This window comes from Pseudomonas sp. P7759 (genome assembly GCF_013386445.1).
GTDB classification, from domain to species: domain Bacteria; phylum Pseudomonadota; class Gammaproteobacteria; order Pseudomonadales; family Pseudomonadaceae; genus Aquipseudomonas; species Aquipseudomonas azotoformans_A.
The window spans coordinates 1-8,938 of the sequence record NZ_JACART010000040.1 but is presented as its reverse complement, the minus strand read 5'-3'; the positions used below and the strand labels follow the sequence as shown (position 1 = coordinate 8,938).

8 protein-coding genes are annotated in these 8,938 nt (G+C 62.6%); 3 read left to right on the top strand and 5 right to left on the bottom strand.

Going from position 1 to position 8,938, the window contains the following annotated elements:
- Both HX823_RS24760 and HX823_RS24755 read right to left on the bottom strand, forming a co-directional pair.
- Positions 1–2,677 (bottom strand): multidrug efflux RND transporter permease subunit (locus tag HX823_RS24760; protein ID WP_177077152.1); only part of this gene is annotated, 2,677 nt, incomplete at its 3' end.
- Between the two features lie 6 nt (positions 2,678–2,683).
- Positions 2,684–3,826, bottom strand: coding sequence for an efflux RND transporter periplasmic adaptor subunit (locus HX823_RS24755; protein ID WP_038845353.1), 1,143 nt, complete (start codon positions 3,824–3,826; stop codon positions 2,684–2,686).
- Positions 3,827–4,111: 285 nt separating this feature from the next.
- On the opposite strand from HX823_RS24755, the gene HX823_RS24750 reads away from it, so the two are divergent.
- Together HX823_RS24750 and HX823_RS24745 are read left to right on the top strand one after the other, a co-directional pair.
- Positions 4,112–4,813 carry a response regulator transcription factor gene (locus HX823_RS24750; RefSeq protein WP_010210801.1) on the top strand — a complete coding sequence of 234 codons (702 nt, stop codon included), beginning with the start codon at positions 4,112–4,114 and terminating at the stop codon, positions 4,811–4,813.
- Between the two features lie 3 nt (positions 4,814–4,816).
- Positions 4,817–6,118 (top strand): ATP-binding protein, encoded by a 1,302-nt coding sequence (locus HX823_RS24745; protein ID WP_033901516.1) that lies wholly within the window; start codon positions 4,817–4,819, stop codon positions 6,116–6,118.
- Here the strand turns inward: HX823_RS24745 and HX823_RS24740 are convergent, their stop codons facing one another.
- The 3 genes from HX823_RS24740 to HX823_RS24730 are packed head-to-tail and all read right to left on the bottom strand — an operon-like array spanning position 6,119 to position 7,872.
- Positions 6,119–6,787: an anti-sigma factor domain-containing protein gene (locus HX823_RS24740; RefSeq protein ID WP_177077150.1), complete on the bottom strand. Its 669-nt coding sequence runs from the start codon at positions 6,785–6,787 to the stop codon at positions 6,119–6,121.
- Complete coding sequence (locus HX823_RS24735; protein ID WP_177077148.1) at positions 6,784–7,299, bottom strand: sigma-70 family RNA polymerase sigma factor; 516 nt, start codon at positions 7,297–7,299, stop codon at positions 6,784–6,786. The genes HX823_RS24740 and HX823_RS24735 overlap by 4 nt, the downstream gene beginning before the upstream one ends.
- Positions 7,300–7,350: 51 nt before the next feature.
- On the bottom strand, positions 7,351–7,872 hold the full coding sequence (locus HX823_RS24730) for a DUF3455 domain-containing protein (protein WP_038848534.1): 522 nt from the start codon (positions 7,870–7,872) through the stop codon (positions 7,351–7,353).
- 225 nt (positions 7,873–8,097) lie between these two features.
- On the opposite strand from HX823_RS24730, the gene HX823_RS24725 reads away from it, so the two are divergent.
- Positions 8,098–8,883, top strand: coding sequence for a sulfite exporter TauE/SafE family protein (locus tag HX823_RS24725; RefSeq protein WP_177077146.1), 786 nt, complete (start codon positions 8,098–8,100; stop codon positions 8,881–8,883).
- The last annotated feature ends 55 nt before the right edge of the window (positions 8,884–8,938 follow it).

Genomic DNA, 8,938 nt, shown 5'->3' with positions numbered 1-8,938 from the left:
TCGGGATCGACCAGCTTTCGTACAACGCCGCCAGGCACAGGAACACGATCAGCAGCGACAAGCCCAGCAGCAAGGGCGCCTGGGAACCGGACAAGCGTTCCTGCAACGACAGACCGGTCCATTCCTGGCCAAGACCTGCCGGCAACTGGCTGACCAGGCGCTGGATCTCATCCATCGCCTCACCAGTGCTGTGTCCCGGTGCCGCTTCGCCGGAAATCGCGATGGCCGGGTAGCCATTGTAGCGGGTCAGCTGCGTCGGGCCCTGGGTCCATTTGGCTTCGACAAAGGACGACAGCGGCACCATCTTGCCAGCGTTGTTGCGCACGTTGATTTTCATCAAGTCTGCGACCTGGCTGCGCTGGTCGCCTTCGGCCTGCACCACCACCCGTTGCATGCGGCCCTGGTTGGGGAAGTCGTTGATGTAGGCCGAACCGATGGCCGAGGACAGCACATTGCCCACTTCGGCAAAGGACACGCCCAGTGCGTTGGCCTGCTTGCGGTCTACTTCCAGTTGCACTTGCGGGGCTTCGGCCAGGGCGCTTTCGCGCACGTTGGCCAGGATCGGGCTTTTCTCGGCAGCCGCCAGCAATTCGGTACGCGCCGCCATCAGCGCGGCATGGCCGACGCCACCGCGGTCTTGCAGGCGGAACTCGAAACCACTGGAGGTGCCCAGGCCATCCACCGGCGGCGGCAGCACCGCGTAGGCAATTGCATCCTTAAGCTCGCTGAAGGCCATGTTGGCGCGGTCGGCAATCGACGAAGCCGAATCATCGTTGCTGCGCTCGGACCAATCCTTGAGCGTGGTAAACGCCAGCGCGGCGTTCTGCCCGGAACCGGAGAAGCTGAAGCCCATGATCATGGTGGTGTCGCCCACCCCAGGTTCCTCGGCGTTGTGCGCTTCGATCTGCTCGGCCACCTGCACCGTGCGGTTCTTGCTCGCGCCGGGCGGCAATTGGATGTCGGTGATGGTGTAGCCCTGGTCTTCCACGGGCAGGAACGAGGAGGGCAGGCGGCTGAACATCCAGCCCAGGCCCACCAGCAGCACCAGGTAGATCAGCAGGTAGCGACCGCTGCGCTTGAGGGCATAGGCCACCCAACCTTCGTAGCGGTCGGTGAGCCGTTCAAAGCGCGTGTTGAACCAACCGAAGAAACCGCCCTTGGCATGGTGTTCGCCCTTGGCAATCGGCTTGAGCAAGGTGGCGCACAGGGCTGGGGTCAAGGTCAGGGCGAGGAACGCCGAGAACAGGATCGAGGTCGCCATCGACAACGAGAACTGTTGGTAGATGACCCCCACCGAGCCGGCCATGAACGCCATCGGCAGGAACACCGCGACCAGCACCAGGGTGATGCCGATGATGGCCCCGGTGATCTGGCCCATGGCCTTTTTCGTCGCCTCCTTGGGCGACAAGCCCTCGGTCGCCATGATGCGCTCGACGTTCTCCACCACCACAATGGCGTCGTCCACCAGGATGCCGATGGCCAACACCATGCCGAACATGGTCAGTACGTTGATCGAGAAGCCCAGCAGCAACATGGTAGCGAAGGTGCCCATCAGGGCAATCGGCACCACCAGGGTCGGGATCAAGGTGTAGCGCACGTTCTGCAGGAACAGGAACATCACCGCAAACACCAGCGCCATCGCTTCGAGCAGGGTGTAGACCACCTTGGTGATCGAGACCTTGACGAACGGCGAGGTGTCATACGGGATCTTGTATTCCACATTGGCCGGGAAGTAGCGCGACAGCTCGTCCATCTTCGCCCGTACCAGTGTCGCCGTGTTCAGCGCATTCGCTCCCGGCGACAGCTGCACGCTGACAGCGGTGGAGGGCTTGCCGTTCAGGCGGGTGGAGAACTGGTATTCCTGGCTGCCGACTTCAACCCGCGCCACATCACCGATGCGCACGGTGGAACCGTCCGGGTTGGCCTTGAGCACGATGTCGGCAAATTCCGCAGGCGTCGAAAGCTGGCCCTTGACCAGGATCGCGGCGGTGATCTCCTGGGTGTTAGTGCCCGGCAGATCACCAATGCTACCGGCCGAAACCTGGGCGTTCTGCGCGCTGATCGCGGCGTTCACGTCGGCCGGCGTCAGGTTGAAGCCGATCAATTTCTGCGGGTCGATCCAGATGCGCATGGCGCGCTCGGCACCATACAGCTGGGCCTTGCCCACACCGTCGAGGCGCTTGAGTTCGTTCATCACGTTGCGCGCCAGGTAATCACTCAGCGCCACGTCATCGAGCTTGCCGTCGTTGGAGGTGAGGGTCACCAGCAGCAGGAAGCCGGCGGAGACTTTCTCCACCTGCAAGCCTTGCTGGGTCACCGCCTGGGGCAGGCGCGGCTCCACCGCTTTGAGGCGGTTCTGCACGTCGACCTGGGCCATTTCCGGGTTAGTGCCGGGCTGGAAGGTGGCGGTGATGGTGGCCGAACCGAGGCTGCTCTGGGACTCGAAATACAGCAAGTGATCGGCGCCGTTGAGCTCCTGCTCGATCAGGCTCACCACGCTTTCATCCAGGGTCTGCGCCGACGCACCGGGGTACACCGCGTAGATCTCGACTTTCGGCGGCGCGACGTTGGGGTACTGCGCCACCGGCAACTGTGGAATCGCCAGCAAACCGGCCAGCAGGATAAACAGGGCGACCACCCAGGCGAAGATCGGGCGGTCAATAAAGAACTGCGGCATGGCGGGTTATTCCTTTACGAGCGGGCTGTCGTCCACTTCCACTTTTTCACCGGGGCGCGCGTGTTGCAGGCCTTCGACGATGATGCGGTCACCGGGCTTGAGGCCGCTGCTGACGATCCAGCGATCATTGATCACCGCGCCCAGCTCTACCGGCTGCTGGCTCACGGTCTGCTCGGCGTCCAGCAGCAACACCATCGGGATACCCGCGCTGTCACGGGTGATGGCGCGTTGCGGCACGCTGATGCCTTGTTTGTCGACGGCCTGTTCCAAGCGCACGCGCACAAAGCTGCCAGGCAGCAAGTCGAGGTCCGGGTTGGGGAACTCGCTGCGCAGGATGATCTGCCCGGTGCCGGGGTCGACGCTGATCTCGGCGAACAGCAACTTGCCTGGCAGCGGGTAGAGGCTGCCATCGTCCTCGATCAGCGTGGCCTTGGCCTGGTCCTGGCCGACCTGCTTCAAGCTGCCGGCGCGGAAGGCGCGACGCAGGTCATTCAGCTCGCGGGTGGACTGGGTCAGGTCAGCGTGGATCGGGTCCAGTTGCTGGATGAGCGCCAGCGGCGTGGCCTCGTTCTGACCGACCAGCGCACCTTCGGTGACCAGCGCACGGCCGATGCGCCCGGAAATCGGCGCGGTCACGGTGGCGTAGCCCAGGTTCAAGCGGGCGCGTTCGACGGCGGCCTTATTGGCGGCGACTTCGGCGGCGGTCTGGCGCACGGCGGCGCGGGCGTTGTCGTAGTCCTGGCCGCTGATGGCATTGCCTTCCACCAATTGGCTGTAGCGCTGCTCCTGCAGGCGTGCCTTGAAGGCATCGGCCTCGGCCTTGCTCAGGTTGGCCTGGGCGCTGTCGAGGTCGGCCTTGAACGGCGCGGGATCGATGCGAAACAGCACGTCGCCCTGTTTCACGTCATGGCCTTCCTTGAACACCCGTTGCATCACCACACCGGCGACCCGTGCGCGCACTTCGGCGATGCGCGGCGCGGCAATGCGCCCGCTGAGTTCGCTGGTGATGGCCAAGGGTTTGGCTTCAAGGGTTTCGACGCGCACTTTGGCCAGGGGCATTTGCGGTGCTTCGGCGGCGGACTCGCCACACGCGCTCAGGGCCAGGGTGAGGGCCAGCAGGCAAAATGGCGCAAACAGATTCTTCGACATGCTCTTATCCCAATATTGACTGGCGCATCCTAAAGTCACCTGCGCCTTGGTGCTGTGAAGCTGTGTAGCTCGTCTGTGAAGAAATGTAAGGTGCGACCCATAGTCGGCAGAGGGCGTATATCCTTGCACAATCCTGCAAACACTGAAGATCAAATGTGGGAGCGGGCTTGCTCGCGAAGGCGGCGTATCAGCCAACAAATCTGTTAACTGAACCACCGCTTTCGCGAGCAAGCCCGCTCCCACATTGGATTTATGTACGACCATGTATTTTTTGGAAACACCTTAATGCCCAACATCCTCCTGGTGGAAGACGACGCCGCACTCTCCGAGCTGATTGCCAGCTACCTGGAGCGCAATGGCTACCACGTCAGCGTGCTCAGCCGTGGCGACCACGTCCGTGAACGCGCGCGCCTGAACCCGCCGGACCTGGTGATCCTCGACCTGATGTTGCCCGGTCTCGATGGCCTGCAAGTCTGCCGCCTGTTGCGCGCCGACTCGGCAGGCCTGCCGATCCTGATGCTCACTGCCCGTGATGACAGCCACGACCAGGTGTTGGGCCTGGAAATGGGCGCCGACGACTACGTGACCAAGCCCTGCGAGCCGCGTGTATTGCTGGCGCGGGTGCGCACCTTGTTACGGCGCAGCAGTTTGTCCGAACCCCAGGTGGCCAACGATCAGATCATCATGGGCAACCTGTGCATCGACCTGTCGGAGCGCACCGTGACCTGGCGCGAGCAGCCGGTGGAGTTGTCCAGCGGCGAATATAACCTGTTGGTGGTGCTGGCGCGGCATGCGGGAGAGGTGCTGAGTCGCGACCAGATCCTGCAACGCCTGCGCGGCATCGAGTTCAATGGCACCGACCGTTCGGTGGACGTGGCCATCTCCAAGCTGCGCCGCAAGTTCGACGACAACGCCGGCGAAGCGCGCAAGATCAAGACGGTGTGGGGCAAGGGGTACCTGTTCAGTCGTTCCGAGTGGGAATGCTGAGCCATGTTCCGAGTACTGCTGCGGCTTTACCTGATCACCATCGTCACCTACAGCATGGCGATCTACCTGATCCCCTCGCTGGTGATCCAGCTGTTCGAACACCGCTACATGAACTACAACATCGAGCAGACCCGCGGCCAGCAGAAGCTGATCGTCAAGCAATACCTGCGGGCGCCGGTGGAGCGTTGGTCACAGGTGACCGAGCAACTGGGCCGCGACTTTGCGCCGCTGAAAGTGCAATTGCTGCTGCGCCAGGACGCCAGCTACACCCCGGCCGAAGAACAACTGCTGGAGCAGGGCAAGTCGGTCGTGCGCTTGGGGGAGTGGGGCTGGATGACCGAAATCAGCTCGCCGATCAACGAGCAGTTCGCGGTCAAGCTGACCATACCGCCCGACCCACTGGACATGAACGTGCTGTACTGGGCGATCAATGTGTTGATCGTCGCCGCATTGCTGGCCTGCCTGTTGATGTGGCTGCGCCCCCACTGGCGTGACCTGGAGCGCCTGAAAAGCACGGCCGCCCAATTGGGCCGGGGCAATCTGAGCGAGCGCACACACATCCCCCCAAGCTCCAACATCGGCAGCCTGGCCACGGTGTTCGACACCATGGCCGACGACATCGAACACCTGCTCAACCAGCAGCGCGACCTGCTCAATGCGGTGTCCCACGAACTGCGCACGCCGCTCACGCGCCTGGATTTCGGCCTGGCCCTGGCGTTGTCCGAAGACCTGCCCGAAGCCAGCCGCGAGCGCCTGCAAAGTCTGGTCGCGCATATCCGCGAGCTGGATGAGCTGGTGCTGGAGTTGCTGTCCTACAGCCGCCTGCAAAACCCGGCGCAACTGCCGGAGCGGGTCGAGGTGGTGCTTGATGAGTTCATCGACAGCGTACTGGGCAGCGTCGATGACGAACTAGAAAACCCCGAGATCGTCATTGATGTGGCACTCGACTGCGCCGTGGAGCGCTTCAGCCTCGACCCGCGTCTGACCGCCCGCGCCTTGCAGAACCTGTTGCGCAATGCCACGCGTTACTGCGACAAGCGCATCCAGGTCGGTGTGAAGGTGTGCGCCGAGGGCTGTGAAATCTGGGTGGACGACGACGGTATCGGCATCCCTGTGGACCAGCGCGAGCGCATCTTCGAGCCGTTCTACCGCCTGGACCGCAGCCGCGACCGCGCCACCGGCGGTTTTGGCCTGGGCCTGGCCATCAGCCGACGCGCCCTGGAAGCCCAGGGCGGCAGCTTGACGGCGTTGGCTTCGCCGCTGGGCGGTGCGCGGTTTCGCGTGTGGTTGCCCACCGTCGCCTGATCAGAGCACCTTGACTGCGCGGCCGATTGCCTGGATCGGCCCAGTGGGTTTGCCGGTCGGCGAGCCGCGCGGGTCTTCCAGGGTCAGCTCGAACAGTTGGTTCTGCGTGAGCGGCGGCAGCTTGTCCAACGGCACCGAGAGTGTCTGCCCCGGCTTGACCAGGCCCAGGGACACCGGCCCTTGCCAGCCGTCGCCTTTGGTCCAGAACTGCAGGGCCTTGTCGGATGGCACTTGCATCACCCCCAGCGGTATCAACTGAATCTGCTGATCGTTGCTGGCCTGGATCACCCAACCCGGTGCCTGGCTTTGCGGCGCCACCAGCACCACCACAAAGGTCGGGTCGGCAGTGGGCGGGCGGGTCAGCAGCAGCGCGGCCAACACCAGCGTGGTCAGCAGCCCGGCACCGGCCAGACCGCGCCACACGGCCAGCAGGTCCCACCAGTGCGTGCGGGCGCTGGCAATGTTGCGTTCAATACGCCGCCACAGCTCAGAGGAGGGTGGCACCGGTTCCGCCAAGGCGGTCAGCGGCAACAGGCGCTGCTCCCAGGCGTCCACTGCGGCGCGCAGTTCGGCGTCGTGTTTCAGGCGTTGTTCGACGTCGGCGCGTTGTTCGCCGGGCAGGGTGCCCAGCACGTATTCGCTGGCCAGTTCGTCCAGTGGGTTGCTCATGCCATGCACTCCCGCAGCGCGGCGAGGCTACGTTTGATCCAGGCCTTGACGGTCCCCAGCGGGGTGTCGAGTTTCTGGGCGATTTCGCTGTGGGAATAACCGTCGACATAAGCATGCAGGATGCACGTGCGACGGGCCGGGTCGAGTTGCTCCAGGCAGGTATGGACTTGCCCCGAGCGTGCGCTGAATTCAAAGGTGTCGGTGGCAGCGACTTGTTCGTGCTCGTCGCCCAACGGGATTTCGCGGTAATGGTTGCGCACGACATTGAGCGCCAGGTGCCGGGTCACGCTGAACACCCAGCCACGGGCCGAGCCGCGACTGGGGTCAAAACTGCCGGCACCGCGCCAGATCTTGATAAACGCATCATGCACGATGTCTTCGGCCAGGGATTTGTCCCTGGCGATGCGTATCGCCACGCCGAGCAAATGGCTGCTTTCTTGCTCATACAACTGGCGCAAGGCGCGTTGATCGCCACGGGCGCAGGCCTGCAGACAGGCTTCGTAATCAAACACGGATGGCTACCCCCCAATGATCGGCATGGGGGGCAGCGTAGCCGACTTTACTCAGTTGGCTGCCCAGAAGATGTAATCCGCCTGGTACTTCACCACTTCCTGCTTGCCTTTGTTGGCCGCCGTGCACTCGCTGCTCGGCGCTACGCCACCCTTGAGCGCCACGCGCTGGATGTAGCTCACGCCGCTCATCGCGCCCTTGCCTTCAGCGGGGTTGGCCTTGACCAGTTGATACGGCAGGTTGCCCGCGCCCGACGGCGCCACGGCCAATTGGGTGCCGGTGACTTTCGAGCCGTCCTTGGCCTGCCAGGTGGCTGGCGGGCCGAAGTAGGTGCCGACTTGCTTGCCGCTGCGGTCATTCAACACCGCCTTGGGCCCGACGAAGGTCCACTCGGTCTGGCCGGCGGCGTTGGCCTTGTCGCGGCATTCGTAGGTGATTTCGCCGACGCCGGTGGTTTCCATCGCCACCTTATGGCCGTCCGGCACCTTGATGCTGTCCGGCAAGCCGGTCTGGGCGAAAGCTGCGGGGGCGGCGGCGAGCAGGGCAGTGAGGCAGAACAGTGTTTTAGCGTTCATGGGTACATCTCCATTCCAGTCAAACAGCGGGGGTTCTGAAAGGACTACCCAGGGCCTGCGCGATTGGATGCAGCGATTGGAAAATAAACCTGCATCTCTATCTGATCGACAGCGTCAGCCATCGACTGAGCTAAAAGGCATAAAGTCAGATCATATTGGTATAAGTCGTTATAAGAAAAATCGCTATCCTGCCGCCAGAAATTTATAAGGCCGCAGGTAGCTGGAATGGATGTGGGTAATTTTGGTTTTGTGGTAGCTGGCCTGATCGTTGGTTTTATCGTGGGCATGACCGGTGTGGGTGGCGGCTCGTTGATGACGCCGATCCTGTTGTGGTTCGGCATCAATCCGGCCACTGCCGTGGGCACTGACCTGTTGTATGCCGCCATCACCAAGTCCGGTGGTGTGCTGGTGCATAGCAAGAACAAGAATATCGATTGGACCATTACCGGCTGGTTGACCTTGGGTAGCGTGCCTGCGGTGCTGTTGACCTTGTGGTTCCTGGCCAGCCTGCATACCGACCCTAGCGTGATGAATGCGGTGATCAAGCAAGCGCTTGGGGTGGTGTTGTTGCTGACGGCGTTGGCGATTCTGTTCAAGAAGAGCCTGTTGGCGTTTGCCCAGCGGCATGCGGGTGATAGCTATCACATGAGCCCGCGTAATTTGAATGCGTTGACGGTGGTGACCGGCGCGATCCTCGGCACCATGGTGGCGCTGACGTCCATCGGCGCGGGGGCGCTGGGGACGGTGGCGTTGTTTATTTTGTATCCGTTTCTGGCGACGCGGCGGTTGGTGGGGACTGAGATTGCGCATGCTGTGCCGTTGACGCTGGTGGCGGGGTTGGGGCATGCCAGCATGGGGAATATGGATTGGCATTTGCTGGGGTTTTTGTTGATGGGGTCGTTGCCGGGGATCTATGTGGGTAGCCATATGACGGGCAAGTTGCCTGATGGGGTGTTGCGGCCTTGCTTGGCGGTTATGTTGATGGCTATTGGTTATAAGTTGGCGTTTTGATTTGGGGGCATATCCGTTATTTGGGTGATGGCGGGTATTGGTTCCGCCCTTACGG

Excerpts from the sequence above, each read along its gene's own strand:
- HX823_RS24755 (WP_038845353.1), bottom strand. The coding sequence starts at position 3,826 with ATGTCGAAGAATCTGTTTGCGCCATTTTGCCTGCTGGCCCTCACCCTG.
- HX823_RS24750 (WP_010210801.1), top strand. The coding sequence starts at position 4,112 with ATGCCCAACATCCTCCTGGTGGAAGACGACGCCGCACTCTCCGAGCTG.
- HX823_RS24745 (WP_033901516.1), top strand. The coding sequence starts at position 4,817 with ATGTTCCGAGTACTGCTGCGGCTTTACCTGATCACCATCGTCACCTAC.
- HX823_RS24740 (WP_177077150.1), bottom strand. The coding sequence starts at position 6,787 with ATGAGCAACCCACTGGACGAACTGGCCAGCGAATACGTGCTGGGCACC.
- HX823_RS24730 (WP_038848534.1), bottom strand. The coding sequence starts at position 7,872 with ATGAACGCTAAAACACTGTTCTGCCTCACTGCCCTGCTCGCCGCCGCC.
- HX823_RS24725 (WP_177077146.1), top strand. The coding sequence starts at position 8,098 with ATGGATGTGGGTAATTTTGGTTTTGTGGTAGCTGGCCTGATCGTTGGT.